We start from the raw sequence: 21,370 nt of genomic DNA, 5'->3' as shown, positions 1-21,370 counted from the left end.
AGTTGAGAGTGGGGTATAAGTTATTAATTCCTGATATACGGCTTAAACTCGCATCTAATTAATAGAAAGAAAGTTAAATAAAGCTTATTTATTGTTAACTTATTATTCCTCAAACAGAGCCAATTGTTTACGTCCTTTATAAAAGTCAGTCGATTGATAATAAGCGTATAAATGGCGGAATAAAACGTTGAGGACCGCAGATACCGGTAGCGCAATGAGCATGCCGACAAAGCCTAACAAGCTCGCGCCGGCTAGCACTGCAAAGATAACCCACAATGGCGATAAACCAATCTTGTCGCCTAATAACAGCGGCTGCAAAATATAACCTTCTGCCGCTTGCCCGACCAAAAATGCGCCAACAACCAAGGCTAGATAAGTCCAATCCAGACCAAACTGGAATAAAGAGGCGATAATCGCGGCGATAAAGCCAATCCCAAAGCCTAAATACGGAACGAAGCTTGCGATACCCGCCACCATACCGATAATCAAGCCAAGCTCAAGCCCGATAAGCTGCAGCTGTACCGCATAAATAACGCCCAGTAACACCATGACCAATAATTGCCCTTTAATAAATGCCATCAATGCTTGATCGCATTCTTTGACAATAGCAATCACCTTTTTGCAATAAGGCGCTGGAATCGCCATCTTCCAAGTATGCAGGCGCTGATCCCAATTAAACAAGAAATAAAAGGTCAAAATCGGCACCAGTACAATCAGGCCAGCGTTATTGATAAAGTTCATACTGGAGGCCAGTATTTGACTCATCATGCTGCTGGCATCAGCAAACTTATAATTGGCCTGCATATAATCGACTAGCGTGTCAGAAAAGCCTTTTGCTTCTAGCTCTGGCAGGCGAATGCGGCTGTGATGGATAAACCACTCACGCACGACTTGATTATACCAATTTAGCACCTTGGGTAAATACTCCCACGCCGCTTGCAGCTGATGCCATAAAGTGGGAATTAACCACCACAGCAGCAGTACCATGCCAAGGGTAATCGTCGAATAAACGATAATAATCGCTATCCAGCGCTTGATATATTTCGATAAACGCTTGACCAGCGGATTGAATAAATAAGCCAATACAAAAGCCACGACAAATGGCACGATGACTGGCGTCATCATATATAATAAAAATACCGCCACAACAATAGCTACGACGATAAAGAGGCGCCGAAAAAAGGGATCTATTGGTTGGTTTATCATTAAAGGTGGCCCTAAGGTTAAGTCAATGTAAAATGCTGGCTTAAAATGGTCTATTAACTAAAATAGATGGCCGATAACTTTATAATTATAATGTGATTTATCGGCAACGCTGTCGTAAGTTTCGACAACAACTCTGGCGTTTATTATCGCAGAGTCCGACAAAAAATCAGTCATTTTTTGTTTCTTAATTTTTTATTGTGTCTTATGGCGCCTTTATTGTCATTCTTGGTCAATTATCCGCCAAATATAGGCAAGTTGCTTTGCGAGTGTGAGGCATTTTTGGGTATAATGCGCGCACTATCTGCAAAATCAACATGACCGATCCGCTTTTCTACTGACCGACCTTCATTCCTATAAAATTTGTGAGATGACCATGAGTAACAAGCCTTCTTTAAGCTACAAAGATGCTGGCGTTGATATTGATGCTGGCGATGCGTTGGTGCAACGTATTAAATCAGTGGCAAAAGCCACCTCTCGTCCTGAGGTTGTGGGCGGACTTGGCGGTTTTGGAGCGCTTTGTCGTATTCCGACTGGTTACACCTCACCGCTGCTGGTGTCAGGTACGGACGGTGTTGGCACCAAACTTAAACTGGCATTACAGCTAAATCGTCACGATACCATTGGTATCGACTTGGTCGCTATGTGCGTTAATGATTTATTGGTTTGCGGTGCTGAGCCGTTATTTTTCCTAGATTATTATGCAACGGGCAAGCTTGATGTCGATGTAGCGGCAACTGTTGTCACGGGCATTGGCGAAGGCTGTAAACTGTCAAATTGCGCCCTTATCGGCGGCGAAACGGCTGAAATGCCCGGCATGTACCAAGATGATGATTATGACTTAGCAGGATTTTGTGTTGGCGTTGTTGAAGAAAGCGAGGTCATCACTGGTGAAAACGTCGCAGAAGGCGATGTATTAATCGCTCTTGCCTCAAGTGGCGCCCACTCGAACGGTTATTCATTGGTGCGTAAAGTCATCGAAGTCAGCGGCGTTGATGTGACGACAAGCGACGAGCAATTAGATGGTCAGCCTATTCAAGATGCGCTGATGGCGCCTACTCGCATTTATGTTAAAGCCATTAAGGCCTTACAAGATACCCTTGGTAGCTCAGCTTTACATGCTATGTCACATATTACCGGCGGCGGCTTAACCGATAACTTGCCACGTGTACTACCAGACCATCTAGCTGCTAGCATCGATACAAACAGCTGGCAGTTTTCAGAGCTATTCACGTGGCTACAAACCCAAGGCAATATTGAACAAAGCGAGATGTACCGCACCTTTAACTGCGGCGTTGGTTTTGTTATCGTTGTGCCAAAAGATAAAGCAGAAACTGCGATCAAAATACTAAATGATGCGGGCGAAAACGCTTGGAAATTGGGTGAAATGGTTAGCCGTGAAGCGGACGCTGTGGTGTACCGTTAATGCCAGACGACAGCTTACAAAGCATTCAAAGCATTCAAGACCTTGCGAAAAACACAGCTCAGCCGTTACGCGTCGCCGTCTTGGTATCTGGTAGTGGTAGCAACCTGCAAGTATTGATAAATGCCATGCAAGCGGGCGCGCTACCGATTGAAATCGTTGGCGTCATCAGTAACCGCGAAGATGCTTATGCCATTTCACGTGCCAATGACGCCGCTATTCCCGTTGCCATCTTATCTCACGTTGCTAGCGGCAAACGCATGGGCATCAAAACCTTTGAAACCCATGCCAGCGCGCAACTAAGCGCTTGGCAACCTGATTTGATTGTCTTAGCAGGTTTTATGCGGGTGTTAAGCAGCTCATTTATCGATAATGCACCTGCGCCAATGATTAATCTGCACCCTGCGCTGCTACCTGCTTATAAGGGTCTTGATACCCATCAGCGTGCGATACAAGCGGGTGAACGCCATCATGGTTGTAGTATCCATGTCGTCACCGCTGAGCTTGATGCTGGTGCAGTTTTAACCCAAGCTATGTTGGCAGTCAGTCAAAAAGATGACGCTGCAAGCTTACAAGCCCGTGTGCAAAAGGCCGAACATCAACTCTTACCGTGGACGATACTACTGATCGCAAGCGGAGTCATTAACTTGGATAATCAAGTCGATGATGCTGAAACTTCTTATTTACCTGCCCTACCTTTAAAGCTATGGTTAAATGATTAGAAACCAACATACCTATTTTATGAAAAAGCAGAATCCGTAACTGGTTCTGCTTTTTTGTATGCTTAACTAACGGATAATTTACAGCCAAAAGAATACCCCGTTAGTTAATAACGAGGTATTTAAAATGATAAGTCTAAAGTGGTTGAATTACTAAGCAGGTTTTTTACCGACAACGTGCACTGCTTTGATGTTAACGAACTCTTTGATACCAAAACCACCATGCTCACGGCCATAACCTGAGTCTTTCACGCCACCAAATGGCAAACCTGGACTGACCAAGTCATAACCATTGATATAAACCATACCCGTATCAAAATGCTGCTGCGCTAAATTAATCGCTTTTTCTTCGTCTTTAGAGAAGATAGCGCCGCCCAGTCCATAACGGCTGTCGTTCGCAATGCGCAAGGCATCTTCTTGATCTTTGGCACGGATCAGGGCGGCAACCGGGCCAAATAGCTCATCTTTATACGCTGGCTGATCGGGCTTAATATTCTCCAAAATCGTTGGTGGATAAAAAGCGCCCGGTTTATCAGGTATCTCGCCGCCCAAGGTGATAGTCGCGCCTTTATCCACACTTTCTTGTACTTGCTTATGCAGGTTCTCGCGCTGTTTGCTACTGGACATCGGGCCCACGTCGGTTGATTTTTCCATTGGGTCACCAACTTTGTAGCTTTTAAATTTCTCAATCACAAGGTCACGAAATTTATCATAAACACTATCAACGACGATAAAGCGTTTTGCCGCGATACAGGTCTCGCCGTTATTATACAGACGTGCATGGGCGCAAGTTGCTGCTGCTAAGTCCAAATCAGCGTCTTCTAATACGATAAACGCATCGTTTGAGCCAAGCTCCATAACGGTCTTTTTCAACACTTTTGCCGCTTGCTGCGCCACGACTCTACCCGCTACATCACTACCCGTTAGCGTCACGCCGCGTACTTTTTCATGTTGAATGACTTTTTCTGATTGATCGTGACTGATAATTAACGTACGGAATAAACCTTCTGGTAAATCAGATTCTTGCATGATTTTTTCAATCAAAAGTCCTGAACCAGTCACGTTAGAGGCGTGTTTAAGTAAGATACTATTGCCCGCCATCAAATTGGCAATGGTATAGCGAAACACTTGATAAGCTGGGAAGTTCCATGGCTGGATACCATAAATAATCCCTATTGGGTCGTAGCTGATTAAGCCTTTTTTGATGCCTTCGATGTCGCGTTCGTCGTCAGCTAATGCCGCAACGCCTTCGCTGGCAGTAAAATCACAAATAGCTTTACATAAATCAACTTCCCCTAAGCTGCCCGCAAGCGTTTTACCGCGCTCTTTAGTCATCAATTCTGCAAGCTCATCTTTATACTTCATGAGCGTCTCGCCAATAGAGTTGATGACTTTTGCCCGCTCATCGGCACTGACCAGACGCCATTTTGTAAACGCCTTATGCGAGGCATCGATAATGTTATCGACTTCGTCATCGCTCATATAATTATAGTCTTTAATATTTTCACCCGTCGCTGGGTTCACAGTGGTGATATCTGCCATGATAATCGTCCTTATTTATTTGATTCTTAGGTAATAAATAGTTTATTAATCAACCATTTATTTTGATTAATGCTTTATTGAAGAGTGACTCAATAATGTCGAAACACTTAACAATACTGACTTTTTATATTTTTTTTCTTAATTTTATTTATCATAACAAAATGCTTTACCTATAGTTTTACAAGTTATAAAGAAGTGTGCGGAAGATGTTAATGATGTCACGCCTTTATAGGGAACAGGTGCATTTAAAAAACCTTGTTGGAAAAAGTGTGTTGAAAAACTGTGTTAAAAAACTGTGTTAAAAAATCGCGCCCATAAAAAAACCAGCGCATTACCCATGAGCTGGTTTTATAAATTTATCAAGTAGCTATTTTTTACTTTTACTACCCTAAAACAAATGATTGATAACCGGGATTTCTGGCGGCGGATTTTCTTCTTCAGCAACCACTTGCCGCGCCACATGCATAATAAGCTGGCGTAACCAGCGATGCGCTGGATGGTGCTGTAACAATGGCGACCACGCCATCGTCAGCTCAAACTCAGGGATGAAGAACGGCGGCTCTTCCATAATAATGCTGTCGTTATTGGCTTGCATTCTAGCTACTCGCGTCGGCAAGGTAGCAATCAAATCTTTATTCGCCGCAAGCATGGCTGGCATTTGATAGTGACGGGTAAAGACGCTGATTTGGCGCTTTTGCCCTAAGCGTTGCAGCGCCTGATCGATAGAGCCAAGCCCGCCAGATTTTTCTGGATTGACCCCAAAGCCGACGCCCATGCCCGTTTTGGATACCCAAACGTGCTGCGCTTTTAGATAATTTTTTAAATTAAAACGGTTGGCGTACGGGCCTTCAGCAGACAATAAGCAGCTAAAGGTATCGCGCCAAACCAAGACTTGGTGGAAGCTTTGCGGGATTTCATTAAAACGGTTAATCGCTAAATCCACGCGTCCCTGCTCCATGTCTCGATAGGAGACATCGGATGGCGTCAAGAAATCCAAAATGACATTGGGTGCTTCAGAACGCAGTGCTTTGACCAGCTTTGGCACCAAAGTCGCTTCGGCATAGTCCGACGTCATGATACGAAACACCCGCGAGGTACTATAAGGGCGAAACTCGGTACGCGGCTCAAGCACTTGCGTCAAGTCGGCAAGTATCTCGCGAATACGGGGCTGCAACTCAAGCGCGCGCTCGGTCGGCGTCATGCCCTCCGATGAGCGTACCAATAGTGGGTCATTAAACAGCTTACGCAGACGCCGCAAAATATTACTCATCGCAGGCTGGGTGATGCCAAGCTGCTCAGCAGCACGTGTCACATTTTTTTCACGAAGCAATACATCTAAATGAACCAGTAAATTTAAATCAACCCGCTGCAAATTCATAAATATTTCTCTTTACCGTAGAATAAATGCCACCCTAATCTTGGTTAAGCGTGGCATTTTTCATCCTGTTATTTTATAAAACATCCGATAACCGCAGAATGTAAGTATTTTTTTATCTAAATATTTTTAATATGCGCTCATTATAACCCAAGATGCCCCGCTCAAGCTATTGTTTCATCTATACTATAACTAAATGAAATACCCAAGATAATAATCATAAACTAGATAAATCAAGGTAATCTAGCTATAGTGCTTAGCAAGCGCTGATAAGTCATTTTTAATATTGGACCGGCATCATGCGTTTTAATGAGTCAGCTACAAGGGCTATTTTATCGCATTTTTGTGCTAAAAGATGGCCGTAAAACTTAATGCGCCAATCAGTTTTTTGCAAACTTAGCTTTTTTTAAAATTACTTTTTTGCTCGCAGCAGTTTTTACGCTTGAATGGCTACTTTGTTCGCTTTAGGGTAATAAATGACTTTAGGGTAATAAATACTTAGCTGGCGACCAATCCCATAAAAACGCCAGCTAAGCCCAAAGATAAAAGCTGACCAATTCGACAGGTTTTGATTGCTTTTATGATAATTTTCTTATAGTTTAGTAGAGACTGCTCACGCAAAAGGCTGTTATTTTAAACCTTTACTTCTGCTAGCATCTTTTTATACACAACATCCCAAATCCACTTTAATAACTTTTCTTTATTAATTTTCACCCCACCAAGGAGACTATAGATGTCAACTGCATATAAATCAGCGATCGATTTAGTACGTGAATTAAAGCAAAAGCACGGTAACTGGCAGAATATCAGCGAAACTGATGCGGCGCGTATGATGATGCAAAACCGTTTTAAAACGGGTTTGGATATCGCTAAGTATACTGCAAAAATCATGCGTCAAGACATGGAAGACTATGACAATGATACGTCTCAGTACACGCAATCTTTAGGCGCATGGCATGGTTTTGTTGCTCAGCAAACCATGTACGCTAAGAAAAAATACTTTGGTACCACGTCAAAAACTTACATCTACCTATCTGGCTGGATGGTAGCCGCCCTGCGTTCTGAGTTTGGTCCTCTACCTGACCAATCTATGCATGAAAAAACCTCTGTACCTAAGCTAATCGAAGAAATCTACACTTTCTTACGTCAAGCCGATGCTAAAGTGTTAAACGACTACTTCCGTGAGCTAAACGCTGCAGAAGAAGCTGGTCAAGACACCTCAGCTATCCTAGAAAAAATCGAAAACTTTGATTCACACGTTGTGCCAATCATTGCTGATATCGATGCAGGTTTTGGTAACGAAGAAGCGACTTACTTGCTAACCAAGCAAATGATTGAAGCGGGTGCTTGTGCTATCCAAGTTGAAAACCAAGTATCTGACGCAAAACAATGTGGTCACCAAGCAGGTAAAGTCACTGTACCGCACGAAGACTACATCGCAAAAATCAACGCCATTCGTTATGCATTCTTAGAGCTAGGTGTTGAAGACGGCGTTATCGTTGCTCGTACTGACTCTGAGGGCGCATCACTGACGCAAAAAATCCCAGTATCAAATGAGCCAGGCGACCTTGCTTCTCAATACATCGACTTCCTAGAAATGGAAGAAGTAACCATCGAAGAAGCCAATGAAAACGACAGCCTTCTTAAACACAACGGCAAACTAGTACGTCCAGTTCGCTTGCCAAACGGTCTATATCAGTTCCGCGAAGACACCAACATCGACCGCGTTGTTCTTGACTGTGTGACCGCTCTAGAAAACGGCGCTGATCTACTATGGATTGAAACACCAACTCCAGACGTAGAACACATCAAGATGATGGTTGATCGTATTAAAGAGCAGCAGCCTAAAGCTAAGCTTGTATACAACAACAGCCCATCATTCAACTGGACGCTAAACTTCCGTAAACAAGTAATCGCTAAATGGGAAGAAGAAGGTAAAGACGTATCAAGCTACGATAAAGATAACTTGATGAGTAGCGACTACGACGGTACTGAACTTGACGCTGCCGCTGACGAAGCCGCTAAAAACTTCCAACGTGATGCGTCACGTGAAGCGGGTGTATTCCATCATTTAATCACGCTACCTACTTACCACACTACTGCGCTTAGCGTTCATGAATTGGCTAAAGGCTACTTTGGTGAAGAAGGTATGCTTGCTTATGCAGCTGGCGTACAACGTAAAGAAATCCGTGAAGGTATCGCTTGCGTTAAGCACCAAGCAATGGCGGGTTCTGACCTTGGCGATGATCACAAAGAAATCTTCTCTGGTGACAACGCCCTTAAAGCTGGCGGCAGCAAGAACACCATGAACCAGTTCTAATGACCGACCACTTATAAGTACATTTTATAAAAAAGCCGTCCTATTTTGTAGGGCGGTTTTTTTATGGGCTTTACATACTTTCATTTATTTAAATCACCGTACTTCTAAAGTGCCGTTTAATTAACAGCGGTTAGTTTATACAGCGCTCCTTTAGCAAACCGAAAAAACTTTTACTTGTCATTCATCCATAGCTTTCATACGATGGTAATCACACAAACTTATTACAATAATTGGGAGCCATCATGCAAGAGATAGAGCTGAAATTTTTAGTACCAGCGCCACGCTTAAAAGGTTTGATGCGCCAAGCAAATACTAAATCCTCCAAGGTCACGCAACTGGCTGCCCACTATTATGATACCCCTGATCAGCAGCTTGCCAAAGCGGGTATTGGTTTACGTATTCGCCGCGAAGGTGATGCATGGGTGCAGACTATCAAAGCGGGGGGCGATGGTATTGCGGCACGTTTGGAGCATAATGCAGTGCTGGACAATGAGCAAGTACAGGCGATGCTGGACACTAATACGCTGATGCCTGATTTAAGCCTTTATAAAGACACCGCTGTTGCCCCTGCTCTAGCGGAGTTTAAACTAAAGAAATTGGCCAAAACGCTCACACGACTATATGTCACCGATGTCGAGCGCACCACACGGCTATTAATAGAGAATATCGACGATGAAACCCGCAATAGCATTGAGATGGCATACGATTATGGAGAGATTATTCACGGCAGCGATGCTACGCAGCGCGATACGATTCAAGAAATTGAGTTTGAGTTGGTATCGGGCGATTTAGATTTTCTATTTGCCACCGCCAAAACGTGGTGTCAGCGTCACAAATTATGTCTCTCTACCGTCACCAAAGCCGAGCGCGGTGGTTTGCTTATCAAAGGGGAAAGCCACAGCCCAGCAGTCAGCGCGAATATTAGCGAATTGACTGTCGATAAAGACAGCAGTAAGCCCGCCTTTATACGCGCGGTCGTCCATAATTGCCTGCTGCAAATATTGCCTAACAGCAGTGCTATCGCCGCTGGCAGCACTGACGATGAGCATATTTTACAACTGCGTCACGGTATTCAGCGCTTACGCACCGCGCTCAAGACATTTAACAGCTTCTCTGATGAGCTCAATCCTGATTGGTTAATCATCCTTAAACAAACGGCGACTTTGCTTGCTGACTATCAAAAGCTTGCTTATCTTGCCAATCATATTGAACCGTGTCTACAAGAACACGGTGCGCCAAGCGTTGATTGGACGGCAGAAATTGAAGTGTTAAAAATCACACCTATTGATGTGGTACGCGCCAATGACTTGCAATTGACCTTGCTTGAGCTGATAGCGTTTACCATGAGTGACCCTAGCCTTGAACCACAAGCAGATAAACTCGCCGCCGATCAGCTCACAGAAATATTGGACAAACGGTATAAAAAACTGCGAAAAGCTGAGAAAAAACTGAATAAAGTTATTTATACTAAAGCCGACAGCGCGGATTTAGACGATATAAGTTTAGAAAATTTGGACTTAGAAAGTGTGGACTTAGAAGGTGTTAATTTAAAAGACGTTAATTTAGAAGATAGGAATTCGCAAAGTTTGGATGCGCAGGATGAAGATTTGCCTATAAAGAATGACAACCAAGCGCACTATAAATTACATCGTAAATTGCACCGTCAGCTGGGAAAACTACGCTACGTTAGCGAATTTGCAGCGCCTGTATTTCATAAAAAGTCCAACAATAAAAAAGCTAAAAATAAAAGCAAGCGCTTGCTAAAACGTATCGTCAAAGCCCAACAAGCCCTCGGTCAACAACTCGATAGCACTCATTATCAGCAATACTATCAACATAAAGCCCGCACTGACGCTCATGCTTTGTATGGTGCAGGCTGGTTAAATGCCTCTTTAATAAGCGCTGAGAAAAAAACGAAAAAACGTTTAGCTAAGCTTCAAACTGCTGATAAATTTTAGTAATAGAAACTGGCAATAGTTTTTAACGTTGTGTCTTATCTATAATTAGCCCTTAATTCATCAAAAAAAGACAGCTACCATCAGGTGCGTTGTCTTTTTTTAAGCGTGATTTTTCGAGTAAATATTAGTGAGCAACAATGGTCACGGGGGAGCCTTCGGTAACTTGCTCAAACAATTCCATAATATCCTCACTACGCATACGTATACACCCATGAGAGCGCGGCACGCCCATTGGCTCGCTATCAGGCGTGCCATGAATGTAAATATAACGCTGGTAGGTATCGCAGCCGCCTTGGGCATTACTGCCTTTGTTTAACCCTTCTTCAACGCCGCGTAACCATAAAATACGGCTTAGTATCCAGTCGCGCTTAGGATGTAGCTTGCCAAGCTCAGCACTGTATACCTCGCCCGTGGGAACCCGTCCAACAAACACCGCGTTCATGGGCTCACGGGCGCCGATTTTTGCTGCGATAACGTGCTTGCCAAGTGGCGTACAACCGCTGTCTTGCTGGCTGCCTATGCCATTTTTAGCCGTAGATACCGCATAGTGCGCCACTTCTTTATCGTATTGGTAAAGCGTTAAGGTTTGCTGAGCAATATTAATCACTAACTGTACATCAGAGATTTCGTTATTTGTCATAGAAATTTTCCGCCTGTCATCAAGGCGACAAGGATTATTATCGCCTGCGCTGCAAATCAGTTTTGAATAAAATGATTGCGCTTTTCTATTATTAAGGGATTGTATCAGGGCATTTGGCACCGTAATATAGGGGCACACTTTTTGATGCTAGCAGATTATGACGACTATTTCACCGACACGTGTGTCGATGTATGATTTTCTCTATCAAGATACCAAGCCGATGGTGTCATTATTGGCAGATGCCGCCAAGCTGTCATTACCGCAAGCGCGGTTGGCGATGGATGCCAGTTTGCAAGCCATTGTCAGTGCCCTACTTGCTTATCAGCAGCACAGTGATAGCCAAACCATAAGTAAAAAATTGTTTGCGCGCGGTGCCGTGAAAGAGCTACGCCAATATAACTCGATGAATTTTTCCACCATCAATGCGACCTTATATTATCGCCATGAGGTGGCGGATGCGTTATTTTATGAAAATGCTCGCGTGGTTAAAGCCAGTGATTACATTGCCGAGCGCATTGATGCGACGTCGCAACAAGTCCAGATATTGCTCACATCCTTATGCGTGATTGTGCTGCGTGAACTGGCGATTTTAGCGGAATATAGTCAGCTTGATAATGATGAGATGGACAATTGGTTTGCGCTGCAGCCGCAGTTTTTATCCGTAGAGCGTTTTGTGGCTCATAAACCAACGTCAATGTCAGTGTCAATGTCTGCCGGGCGGACTGAGCCTAATGAAAATAAAGAAACAAATACTGCTACAGAAGCTGCTCTACAAGCAGAATCAAAAACAGAAACAGAAGTAAAAAACCCTACAGAGCGTACTTTATTAAGCACAGCGCAAATTGCCAGTACCCCGCCCGCTTTTAATCCATATTGGCATGAGTTGACCACGTTCAAACCTGAAAATAATGAACCTGTGCAAGATATGCAGCAAGCGACGGGCAATTACTTAAAAGTCATCGGGCGCTCATCTACCAATGCCCAACAAGGTAAACATAGTGACTTACTGGTGTTTGCCGAAATGGCAGCCATCAGCTTACCGCATCAGCGCTGGCTGCTACAACTCGCGAAGATTTCAGAGATATACTTGCAGCGAAATCGCCTACGCATTACCTCTGAACCTGCAAGCCCGCCCAAGCCGCCGCTGGTCAGTTTGGGTTTAATCGGCGGTAATAATGACAATACGCCGACCACCACCAGTGAAAAGCCGATTGAATACGACGAACCGCTACCTTTATGGAAAAATCCTGTTATCTTGATTATTATCGTCGTTATTGGCATTCTTGGCGGACTTGCAACGCTTAAATACCAAGGCCAGAAATCTGACGGAGTCAAACTGGCAACAGAAGAAGTCATCGAACAAGACCGCCTCAAGGAACGTGAACAGCAGGACGTGGCAATCGTAATGATAGACGATGATGAAGATAGTGCTGAAGAACCAAAACCTACTAAATAATAAAGTCAAAATATCTTAAAAGACGCTATGCAACTGCTGGTATACGTTTTTCTTGCTTGCTGTGCCTACGCAGACAGAGGCTGCAAAAAACGTATATCAGCAGTACATGAGATAGCGACCTTACTGTTAACTGACTATAAATAAATTGGATTGATAAGGTGTTTATAAGCATAAAAACTCATCAAAAAAGGCGCTACATTAATAGCGCCTTTTTATACATACTTTGTCTAGCAAAGCGTGCTTACTTTGATAAATCACGGCCACGGCTGGCTTCAATCGCCAAACGTAGACCATTTAAGCGGATAAAACCTTCGGCGTCTTTTTGATCATAAGCGCCCGCATCATCTTCAAAAGTAGCGATTTTTTCATCAAACAATGAATCATCTGACTTACGACCAACAACGCTAACGCTACCTTTATATAATTTAACGCGCACTGTACCGTTGACATATTCTTGTGATTTGTCAATCAAGGCTTGTAACATCATGCGCTCGGGGCTGAACCAATAGCCATTATAGATAATTTTAGCATAACGTGGCATTAGCTCATCTTTTAGATGCGCCGCTTCACGGTCAAGCGTCAGTGATTCAATGCCGCGGTGCGCTTTTAGCATAATGGTACCAGCTGGCGTCTCGTAGCAGCCGCGCGACTTCATACCAACATAACGGTTTTCAACGATATCTAAGCGGCCAATACCATGCTTACCGCCAAGCTCATTTAGCTTAATCATCACTTCATAAGGCTTAAGCGCTTCACCGTCGATAGCTACGATATCACCTTTTTTGTATTCTAATTCTAAATATTGTGGCTCATCTGGCGCGTTTTCAGGGCTGACCGACCAGCGCCACATATCTTCTTCTGCTTCGGCGTATGGATCTTCTAAAATACCGCCTTCATAAGAGATATGCAATAAGTTGGCATCCATTGAATACGGCGATTTTTTCTTATTGCTGGCATAATCGATGGGAATATTATGCTCTTCAGCATATTTCATCAAGCTTTCACGGCTCGATAAGTCCCACTCACGCCACGGCGCAATGGTCACAACATCTGGTGATAAGGCAACGGCGCCAAGCTCAAAACGTACTTGGTCATTACCTTTACCCGTCGCACCATGACTGATGGCATCGGCGTTGTGTTCTTTCGCAATTTCAACCAAACGCTTAGCAATTAATGGACGCGCGATAGAAGTCCCTAGCAGATACTCGCCTTCATAAATGGCGTTGGCGCGGAACATGGGGAATACGTAATCGCGGGCAAACTCTTCCCGTAAGTCTTCGATATGGATATGCTTGATGCCCATGGCTTCAGCTTTAGCGCGCGCCGGCTCAACCTCTTCACCTTGACCAATGTCAGCGGTGAAAGTAATCACTTCTGCATCATAGGTTTCTTGTAACCATCTGGCGATGATTGAGGTGTCAAGACCGCCGGAATAAGCCAAGACAATTTTATTAATATTTTTTGGATCAAGCTGAGCCATGAATAACTCCTAAGATAAGAATTTATTGTCGAATACATTTAATGGGAAATAAAAATGCGCAGGATGGGATGAAATCAATACAAGATAGATTGCCTGCTCAGTGTACATCATATTTACTAGCGGCAAAAGTGGCAGCGCCATTTGGTATAAGGTTTTCACTGGTTATCGGCTTTCATTGATAAATAGTGTTGCTAACTTATGAGCAAAATCACTCAGTATTCATGTACAGATGCCATTTATGCACAAATACTGCACTGCATATTTAGTAAGGCCACATATTTAGTCAAGTAGGCAAATCTGTTATGATAGCAGCTCAGCAACACTCTCCTTTTCTCCCGTATAAAGATATAGAGCGCGATGACACTATGACCGATTCGATTAGAGAATTAACCATCCTGCAGCCAGATGATTGGCATATTCATTTGCGCGACGATAAGGCGTTGGCAACTACCGTTCCACACGCTGCCCAAAGCTTTAACCGCGTCATCTGTATGCCAAACCTTGTGCCCCCTGTAAAAAATGTCGATGATGCCCATGCCTATCGTGCCCGCATCATGCAGCATCTAGAAGCAAGCGATTTAAGCGCTGAGCGTAAAGCGGTCTTTGACCCACGCATGACGTTATACCTTACCAATAACACCACCGCTCACGACATTGAAATGGCGGCAAAATCAGGCATTGTACAAGCGGTTAAGCTCTACCCTGCGGGCGCAACGACCAACTCTGCTGACGGCGTCACCGATATCAATGCCTGCGTCGATGTCTTTGAAGCGTTGGAAAAATATAATCTGCCATTATTGCTACACGGCGAAGTCACGCACGACCATGTCGATATTTTCGACCGTGAAAAGCGTTTTTTGGACGAAGTATTGGCGCAAATTATTGCTAAATTTCCTACCATGAAAATTGTAATGGAGCATATCACCACTAGTGATGCTGCTGACTTCGTTTTAGAACAAGGCAACCAAATTGCAGCCACGATTACGCCGCAGCATTTGATGTTTAACCGCAACCATTTATTGGTTGGTGGTATCAAGCCGCATTTTTATTGTTTGCCTATTTTGAAGCGCGAAAGCCATCAAAAAGTATTGTTGGATGTCGCCACCAGCGGCAATCCAAAATTCTTTTTAGGCACAGATTCTGCGCCCCATGCGACGGATAAAAAAGAGGCCACTTGTGGCTGTGCCGGCTGCTATAGTGCCGCCACTGCGCTACCACTATACGCTACAGCGTTTGATAGCGTGGGCAAAATAGACAAATTAGAAGGATTTGCGAGCCGTTTTGGCGCCCAATTCTACGGTTTGCCCGTGAACGAGAGCAGCATCACCTTGATAAATACGCCGATGCAAGTACCAACCAACTATCCATACTTTGATGGTTCATCGTTAACGCCATTGATGGCTGGTGAGACGTTGCCTTGGTCCATTAAAGACTAACAGCAACGACGTAAAACTGCCTGTATGTCTATTATCTAATCGATCCCCCATAAAATAAACATCGTGCTACTGGTATAAATTTTGCGCAGCCTCTGGAGTGCGAAGCGTACAGCAAGCAAGGAAAATTTATGCCAGTAGCGTATTATAATATTTGTACTTATTTATTTAATTTTTTACTTCAATACCACAGCACGACTGATAAAAGCGATTTAACTTGATATGACCATTCAAAACGATGCCGCCTTACACGATTTGGCCAATACGGACGATAGTCGTCTTAATAGTGCGCCAAGCAATACTGCTGATAGCGATAACGCCGCAGACGACCAAGCACCCATGCGCTTAAAAGAGCGTTTTCGTAAGTTTTTGCCCGTCGTCGTCGATGTCGAAACGGCCGGCTTTAATGCGCAAACGGATGCTTTACTAGAAATTGCTTGTATTCCTGTGCTGCTTGATGAGCAGGGCGTGTTTTATCCAGGCGAGGCTTTTAACGCTCATATCGAACCTTTTGAAGGCGCAAATCTTGAGCCAAGCGCGCTTGCCTTTACTGGCATTGACCCTAGTAATCCACTGCGCAGGGCCATTGCCGAAGATGAAAAAACCGCCCTGCGCCGTATTTTTAAAGGTCTAAAAGAAGTGCGCCGCGCTGAAGACTGTCGTCAATGCGTCCTAATCGGTCATAACGCCCATTTTGACCTAGCGTTTTTAAATGCGGCAGTACTGCGTACCAATAGTAAAAGTCACAACCCGTTTCATAACTTCTCAGTTTTTGATACCGTGACGCTCTCGGCGCTTGCATTTGGACAAACGGTATTAGCCCGTGCTTGTAAAGCAGCAGGGCTTGATTTTGACGGCAATGACGCTCATTCAGCGCTCTACGATACCCAAAAGACCGCCGAGCTGTTTTGTTATATTCTCAATCATTACCCGATGCTAGCGAACGCTATGCATGATGAGCAGGATAATGTGGCAGTAGCAGAGGATGAGGCAGAAAGCGCAGACGTTGCCCACGCTAACAACGCTAACAATGCCAAGTAAAATAAAGCATACGTCCTCTACATTGTTAAACTGAAATAATAGTGTTATCTATAGTCAATGACCTGTTATGGATTATTTGAGCTTAACAAAAGGGACTTTGCTATGGAACCACAGTTTAAGTTATGGGCAACCATTATCGGTTACATGCTGCTGGCGTTGACCATTAGCGCTTGTACGTCGTTGTGGATTCGGCATCATTTAAAACGTAATGACCTGCATCCACGCCGCGCACTCAAAAAAAGATATTTAATTTTAAAAAGACGTAGAAAAAGGCTTGACAGCAGACGCGGTCGCCATTAAAATACGCACCACTTCAGTATAAATGGTGAAAGCAGCTGAAGCGTTGTTACTAGTCCCCATCGTCTAGAGGCCTAGGACACCGCCCTTTCACGGCGGTAACGGGGGTTCGAATCCCCCTGGGGACGCCACTATTTGGCGTCACTTATTAGCAAGTTTGCTGTAAAGCATCGATAAGACTACTAAGCGCACCAGCAAAAGCCCATTCACATTTTTGTGAGTGGGCTTTTTTATGCTTGTCTATTTGTCATTAATCATTAGTTGTTAAATCATTAATGGTTAAATCATTAGCTCTTATGATAAAAACAAAAGCGGTTTATAGGATTTTTATCGCAGCAAAAAGCCAGCAATCTATGCTGGCTTTTTAAATGTATGGGTTTAACTATTTAGCATAATCTACCAAATCTTATCTGCTAACATCACCCAAAGCAGCGCTAATATTATCAAGCTGCCCAGTATGGTCTGAATTAAGAAAAAGGCTTGGTGCTGGCCAACTACTTTACCTAAGGTTACCCCTAGCGTATTGTATTTTATCGGCTGAGTATCAAGCGCACCGGATCTTTCTTGCTCTTCATAATAGCCTTGTAGAATATCTAAAAACTGCCGCCATTCATCAAACTCCCAAGCATCGGGCTTAAACGGCATAAAGGCTTTAAGCTTAGGCTCATTCATCATCCAACGCTCAAGCGTAATCGAACGTAGCGACCAAGCGGCAAAACGGCGCTCAGGGATAGCCGAAAAATCCAATATTTTTAAATCTTTGTGCCTGTCGTCTACCAACAAGCGATTTTTAAGATTGGTGAGAGCTTGCTCAGAACCTTCCACACACTGAAAGAAGTAGCTATTGCCGTAGCAAAGGATACCTGTAATTTCATCGGCTTGATTACGCTCAATCGCGACCTCTGCGATGTCGTTAAGCGTACTCGCACTTGCAAGACCAGTCGAGGTAATATGGCTCAGATATACGAGCTGGCAGAGATCTGGCGTTACTGGATTTGTCGAATCATTGACTGTTGACAAGCAGCTTCTCCCTATTATTAGTTATATGCACTAAGACAACCATACTAAATTTAGAAAAATACATAGTGACAAGACGTTTAAAGATAGCTAATCAGCTTGTTATATTATTGATTTATAAATGTTTATATTAATTGTATTAAGTTGGTTACATCATAGGCTAATTTAGTCATCAAAGCAATATATCTTTATATTAAATAACGACTTATTAATAATAAGCCGTCATTTAGCTTTATTTATATTCGTAATAGTGCATGAATTTTTAGTGCAGTGACGCGATGAGACGCTTAAAAGCGCAGGAAAATAACAGTAAAAATGAGCGCAGCAGCTTGCTCAGCCTCAAAACTGAGTTTTAAGTTCCAAGTTTTAAGATTTATAGGGGAATGGTTGGAATGATGGGAATGAATAAACGATAACATAAATAAGAAAAAAAGAATGCCCTAGAGAACTTTAGAATGCTTAGGAGAAATGTTAGGACTGCGCGGTAAGGATGGCGCTAAGCAAGATAGCATCATCAGGATAAGTGAGTTTGATATTTTGGCGACTGCCCGTGATAAGGCGTATCGGCAGCTTTAGATACTCAAACGCGCTGGCTTCATCGGTGATAGTCAGTTGGTGCTTATCCACGTAAGCCAAGACTTCTCGCAGCTGACCTAAGCGAAATACTTGCGGCGTTTGCGCTTGCCACACATTACTACGCTCAAGCGTATGTTTGATATAAGAATAGGCTTCATTGTTGTCTTTACAGGCATTGCTATGCTCAGAAACAGCGCTAGCATGTTTGTAGGATGCCGTATAGGATTGCTTTAGCGTATCAGCAACTGGCGCCGCTAAGATCGCGCCATAAGGCTCGTGCATCGCCGCTTCAATGACCTGATTGATGTCTTGGCTGGGCACAGCAGGGCGCGCAGCATCATGGATAAGTACCAAGTCTGACGCTTGCGCTCCTGACTTAACAATCGCCTCGACTCCAGCCTGTACCGATTGCCAACGCTCTGCTCCGCCACTCGTATATTGGATAGGCAGGGCAAAATCAAGCGCCTGCGCCGTATTGTCATCTTCTGCTACTACTAATAAGCATTTATCAATATAAGCGCTACTAGCGAGACGTGCCACGCTACGCTGTAACAGCGTCTGTCCTTGCAGCAAGGTATATTGCTTAGCAACAGTCGCACCAAAACGGCTGCCGCGACCCGCAGCGACAATCATGGCATGGATATGGGGGGTGGTATTCATAGGATGGTTTTGGGTAATACTCATGGTCAGATTCCATGATGATATGACTGGGTTGGATAGAAAGGAAGGTTAAAAGAAGACGTAGTGTAAATATAAACAGAACAAATTATAGATAACCATTTATCTCGGCGAAGTTAAATGAGCGTAGTTAAATGGGCGAAGTTAAAATCAATAACGGCTGTGCGTCGTTGGCGCGGTGGATACCTGAACAAAGGTTTCATTTGGCTTAATCAAGCCCAAATCCAAACGTGCATGTTCTTCTACTGCTTCGAGTCCCGTTTTTAAATCATGGACATCGGTACGCAACAAGTTATTTGCCGCCATTTGATTGTCATTTAAGCGTTGCTGCTCATCAATCTGCGACAGCAACTTATTGTGCTCAAAATATCCGTTTTCGCCCAACCAATATTGATATTGCAGTCCCAAAAGCACAGCAACCGCTAAAGCAAGGAGAATAAATTGGCTAAAGTATTTCATAAAGGGATCACGCCAAACGGTAGAGAGACAATATTCAGAATTAAAAACCACACAGGCTTGTTAAGCGATACACCATCGTATTAATGACGATATATCGCTAGCGTTAAGCCTAACTTCTTAGCTGCTCAGCTTATTAGCCACGTAGACCGATAAACTCTTCACGGCCGCGATAGCTTGCCCGTACTTGTTGTTCGATACGTAAGAGCTGATTGTATTTTGCCACGCGATCTGAGCGGCATAGTGAACCAGTTTTAATCTGACCAGCAGCAGTACCAACGGCTAAATCTGCAATGGTGCTGTCTTCTGTTTCACCTGAACGATGCGAGATAATCGTCGCATAGCCATTTTTCTTCGCCAGATATATCGCATCTAAGGTTTCTGATAAAGTACCAATCTGATTAAATTTAATCAAAATCGCGTTGGCAATATGTTTATCAATGCCTTCTTGCAAGATAGCAGGGTTGGTGACAAATAAATCGTCACCGACCAGCTGAACTTTATCACCGATTTGCTCAGTTAAATACTTCCAACCATCCCAATCTGACTCATCAAGACCGTCTTCAATAGAGATAATAGGATACTGACGCGTCAAGCCTACTAGGTAATCTGAAAAACCTTGGCTATCAAAGGCTTTATTACCCTCGCCTGCCAAGACATATTGACCATTTTTATAAAACTCACTGGCCGCGCAGTCTAAAGCCAGATAAATATCTTCGCCAGCTTTGTAGCCAACTTGCTCAATCGCTTGCATGATGACGGTAATGGCTTCTTCATTACTACGCAGGTTTGGCGCAAAGCCGCCTTCATCACCAACCGCGGTATTTAAGCCTTGTGACTTTAGTACCGATTTTAAGCTGTGGAAAATCTCTGTTCCCGCACGTAGGGCTTCTGAGAAACTGGTAAAACCAACGGGCTCAATCATAAACTCTTGGATATCAACGGTATTATCCGCGTGTTCACCACCGTTTAAGATATTCATCATCGGGACCGGCATGGTCAAAGACGTCTGATTGCGTAAGTTTGCAATGTATTGATGCAGTGGCAGGCTTTGGGATTTAGCAGCAGCTTTAGCAGTCGCAAGTGACACTGCTAGCATGGCATTTGCGCCAAGGTTGTCTTTGTTTTCGGTGCCATCAAGCGCAATCATCGCGTCATCAATGGCTTGCTGCTCAGTGACTTCTTTGTCCATGAGCGCACTGCGAATTTGGCTATTAACGTTGGCAACGGCTTTTTTAACGCCTTTACCCATGTAGCGGTCTTTGTCGCCGTCACGCAGCTCAAGCGCTTCACGTGAGCCCGTTGATGCGCCACTTGGAGCAGCAGCACGTCCAACGGTGCCATCAGCTAAGATTACGTCAGCTTCAATCGTTGGGTTACCGCGCGAGTCTAAAATCTCACGAGCGCGAATGTCTTTAATTGCGGCGACGTTGGTGGTTTCTTCAGCGTACATAATGTCGGTTAATTCCTTTGGTCATGCCAAGTTTGGGAGATAAATAACGGCAACTAGAATACAAAAAAGATAAAGCAAAATATCGTATAGCGACTATGCTAGAATCAACGCTAGAACCAATACCAAAACCAATTTGCCCACTTATATCGCAGGCTAGCTTTGCGCATTGTAAAGGCTTATTGAATACTGTAAGCGTCAGCTATAGTGCTTGGCATCATAGCATAAATTTTGCCAAACTTCCCTTCTCTTGCAGCAACTTGCGCCTATAAAATTAAATATAGATACCCCACTCTCAACTTCGAA

Annotated in this window: 17 protein-coding genes and 1 tRNA gene; 9 read left to right on the top strand and 9 right to left on the bottom strand. The window is 43.8% G+C overall.

Annotated elements, in window-relative coordinates; all coding sequences use genetic code 11:
* Nucleotides 1–102: 102 nt before the first annotated feature.
* Nucleotides 103–1,206 (bottom strand): AI-2E family transporter, encoded by a 1,104-nt coding sequence (locus tag B4240_RS03520; protein ID WP_296236856.1) that lies wholly within the window; start codon nt 1,204–1,206, stop codon nt 103–105.
* A 373-nt stretch (nt 1,207–1,579) separates the two neighbouring features.
* On the opposite strand from B4240_RS03520, the gene purM reads away from it, so the two are divergent.
* Entirely contained in the window at nt 1,580–2,629 is a 1,050-nt protein-coding gene (gene purM, locus B4240_RS03515) for a phosphoribosylformylglycinamidine cyclo-ligase (RefSeq protein ID WP_296236855.1), read from the top strand.
* A complete protein-coding gene (gene purN, locus B4240_RS03510) occupies nt 2,629–3,348 on the top strand; it encodes a phosphoribosylglycinamide formyltransferase (RefSeq protein ID WP_296236854.1) in 720 nt (239 codons plus the stop codon). The genes purM and purN overlap by 1 nt, the downstream gene beginning before the upstream one ends.
* Before the next feature lie 150 nt (nt 3,349–3,498).
* Here the strand turns inward: purN and B4240_RS03505 are convergent, their stop codons facing one another.
* Entirely contained in the window at nt 3,499–4,887 is a 1,389-nt protein-coding gene (locus B4240_RS03505) for an NAD-dependent succinate-semialdehyde dehydrogenase (protein ID WP_296236853.1), read from the bottom strand.
* 388 nt (nt 4,888–5,275) lie between these two features.
* On the bottom strand, nt 5,276–6,265 hold the full coding sequence (locus tag B4240_RS03500; RefSeq protein ID WP_068407091.1) for a LysR family transcriptional regulator: 990 nt from the start codon (nt 6,263–6,265) through the stop codon (nt 5,276–5,278).
* Nucleotides 6,266–6,995: 730 nt separating this feature from the next.
* Between B4240_RS03500 and B4240_RS03495 the strand changes: the two genes are divergently transcribed.
* Together B4240_RS03495 and B4240_RS03490 are read left to right on the top strand one after the other, a co-directional pair.
* Nucleotides 6,996–8,582 carry an isocitrate lyase gene (locus B4240_RS03495; RefSeq protein WP_296236852.1) on the top strand — a complete coding sequence of 529 codons (1,587 nt, stop codon included), beginning with the start codon at nt 6,996–6,998 and terminating at the stop codon, nt 8,580–8,582.
* 242 nt (nt 8,583–8,824) lie between these two features.
* On the top strand, nt 8,825–10,540 hold the full coding sequence (locus B4240_RS03490; RefSeq protein ID WP_296236851.1) for a CYTH and CHAD domain-containing protein: 1,716 nt from the start codon (nt 8,825–8,827) through the stop codon (nt 10,538–10,540).
* 124 nt (nt 10,541–10,664) lie between these two features.
* On the opposite strand, the gene B4240_RS03485 is transcribed toward B4240_RS03490, so the two are convergent.
* Nucleotides 10,665–11,180: a L,D-transpeptidase gene (locus tag B4240_RS03485; protein WP_296236850.1), complete on the bottom strand. Its 516-nt coding sequence runs from the start codon at nt 11,178–11,180 to the stop codon at nt 10,665–10,667.
* Between the two features lie 157 nt (nt 11,181–11,337).
* On the opposite strand from B4240_RS03485, the gene B4240_RS03480 reads away from it, so the two are divergent.
* On the top strand, nt 11,338–12,636 hold the full coding sequence (locus tag B4240_RS03480) for a hypothetical protein (RefSeq protein ID WP_296236849.1): 1,299 nt from the start codon (nt 11,338–11,340) through the stop codon (nt 12,634–12,636).
* 241 nt (nt 12,637–12,877) lie between these two features.
* Here B4240_RS03480 and B4240_RS03475 read toward each other — a convergent pair whose 3' ends face one another.
* A complete protein-coding gene (locus tag B4240_RS03475) occupies nt 12,878–14,116 on the bottom strand; it encodes an argininosuccinate synthase (protein ID WP_296236848.1) in 1,239 nt (412 codons plus the stop codon).
* Between the two features lie 365 nt (nt 14,117–14,481).
* On the opposite strand from B4240_RS03475, the gene pyrC reads away from it, so the two are divergent.
* From pyrC to B4240_RS03455, 4 genes are all read left to right on the top strand, one after another.
* Complete coding sequence (gene pyrC, locus B4240_RS03470; protein ID WP_296236847.1) at nt 14,482–15,552, top strand: dihydroorotase; 1,071 nt, start codon at nt 14,482–14,484, stop codon at nt 15,550–15,552.
* Nucleotides 15,553–15,888: 336 nt separating this feature from the next.
* Nucleotides 15,889–16,590 (top strand): ribonuclease T, encoded by a 702-nt coding sequence (rnt, locus tag B4240_RS03465; RefSeq protein WP_296236857.1) that lies wholly within the window; start codon nt 15,889–15,891, stop codon nt 16,588–16,590.
* A gap of 102 nt (nt 16,591–16,692) precedes the next feature.
* Nucleotides 16,693–16,890 carry a hypothetical protein gene (locus B4240_RS03460; RefSeq protein ID WP_296236846.1) on the top strand — a complete coding sequence of 66 codons (198 nt, stop codon included), beginning with the start codon at nt 16,693–16,695 and terminating at the stop codon, nt 16,888–16,890.
* A gap of 52 nt (nt 16,891–16,942) precedes the next feature.
* Nucleotides 16,943–17,018, top strand: a tRNA-Glu gene (locus tag B4240_RS03455).
* A 265-nt stretch (nt 17,019–17,283) separates the two neighbouring features.
* Here B4240_RS03455 and B4240_RS03450 read toward each other — a convergent pair.
* From B4240_RS03450 to eno, 4 genes are all read right to left on the bottom strand, one after another.
* On the bottom strand, nt 17,284–17,907 hold the full coding sequence (locus B4240_RS03450) for a BLUF domain-containing protein (protein ID WP_296236845.1): 624 nt from the start codon (nt 17,905–17,907) through the stop codon (nt 17,284–17,286).
* A gap of 468 nt (nt 17,908–18,375) precedes the next feature.
* On the bottom strand, nt 18,376–19,164 hold the full coding sequence (ispD, locus tag B4240_RS03445) for a 2-C-methyl-D-erythritol 4-phosphate cytidylyltransferase (RefSeq protein ID WP_296236844.1): 789 nt from the start codon (nt 19,162–19,164) through the stop codon (nt 18,376–18,378).
* A 144-nt stretch (nt 19,165–19,308) separates the two neighbouring features.
* Entirely contained in the window at nt 19,309–19,617 is a 309-nt protein-coding gene (locus B4240_RS03440; RefSeq protein WP_296236843.1) for an FtsB family cell division protein, read from the bottom strand.
* Nucleotides 19,618–19,750: 133 nt separating this feature from the next.
* On the bottom strand, nt 19,751–21,067 hold the full coding sequence (gene eno / locus B4240_RS03435; RefSeq protein ID WP_296236842.1) for a phosphopyruvate hydratase: 1,317 nt from the start codon (nt 21,065–21,067) through the stop codon (nt 19,751–19,753).
* Between the last annotated feature and the right edge of the window lie 303 nt (nt 21,068–21,370).

It is taken from the genome of Psychrobacter sp. UBA5136, assembly GCF_002414005.1.
In the GTDB taxonomy this organism is placed as follows: domain Bacteria; phylum Pseudomonadota; class Gammaproteobacteria; order Pseudomonadales; family Moraxellaceae; genus Psychrobacter.
Note: the sequence above shows the minus strand (reverse complement) of the source record. Positions and strands in the feature narration are given on the sequence as shown.

Bases quoted from the DNA above. Each gene is read 5' to 3' on its own strand.
- B4240_RS03520 (WP_296236856.1), bottom strand. From the start codon at position 1,206: ATGATAAACCAACCAATAGATCCCTTTTTTCGGCGCCTCTTTATCGTC.
- purM (WP_296236855.1), top strand. From the start codon at position 1,580: ATGAGTAACAAGCCTTCTTTAAGCTACAAAGATGCTGGCGTTGATATT.
- purN (WP_296236854.1), top strand. From the start codon at position 2,629: ATGCCAGACGACAGCTTACAAAGCATTCAAAGCATTCAAGACCTTGCG.
- B4240_RS03505 (WP_296236853.1), bottom strand. From the start codon at position 4,887: ATGGCAGATATCACCACTGTGAACCCAGCGACGGGTGAAAATATTAAA.
- B4240_RS03500 (WP_068407091.1), bottom strand. From the start codon at position 6,265: ATGAATTTGCAGCGGGTTGATTTAAATTTACTGGTTCATTTAGATGTA.
- B4240_RS03495 (WP_296236852.1), top strand. From the start codon at position 6,996: ATGTCAACTGCATATAAATCAGCGATCGATTTAGTACGTGAATTAAAG.
- B4240_RS03490 (WP_296236851.1), top strand. From the start codon at position 8,825: ATGCAAGAGATAGAGCTGAAATTTTTAGTACCAGCGCCACGCTTAAAA.
- B4240_RS03485 (WP_296236850.1), bottom strand. From the start codon at position 11,180: ATGACAAATAACGAAATCTCTGATGTACAGTTAGTGATTAATATTGCT.
- B4240_RS03480 (WP_296236849.1), top strand. From the start codon at position 11,338: ATGACGACTATTTCACCGACACGTGTGTCGATGTATGATTTTCTCTAT.
- B4240_RS03475 (WP_296236848.1), bottom strand. From the start codon at position 14,116: ATGGCTCAGCTTGATCCAAAAAATATTAATAAAATTGTCTTGGCTTAT.
- pyrC (WP_296236847.1), top strand. From the start codon at position 14,482: ATGACCGATTCGATTAGAGAATTAACCATCCTGCAGCCAGATGATTGG.
- rnt (WP_296236857.1), top strand. From the start codon at position 15,889: ATGCGCTTAAAAGAGCGTTTTCGTAAGTTTTTGCCCGTCGTCGTCGAT.
- B4240_RS03460 (WP_296236846.1), top strand. From the start codon at position 16,693: ATGGAACCACAGTTTAAGTTATGGGCAACCATTATCGGTTACATGCTG.
- ispD (WP_296236844.1), bottom strand. From the start codon at position 19,164: ATGAGTATTACCCAAAACCATCCTATGAATACCACCCCCCATATCCAT.
- B4240_RS03440 (WP_296236843.1), bottom strand. From the start codon at position 19,617: ATGAAATACTTTAGCCAATTTATTCTCCTTGCTTTAGCGGTTGCTGTG.
- eno (WP_296236842.1), bottom strand. From the start codon at position 21,067: ATGTACGCTGAAGAAACCACCAACGTCGCCGCAATTAAAGACATTCGC.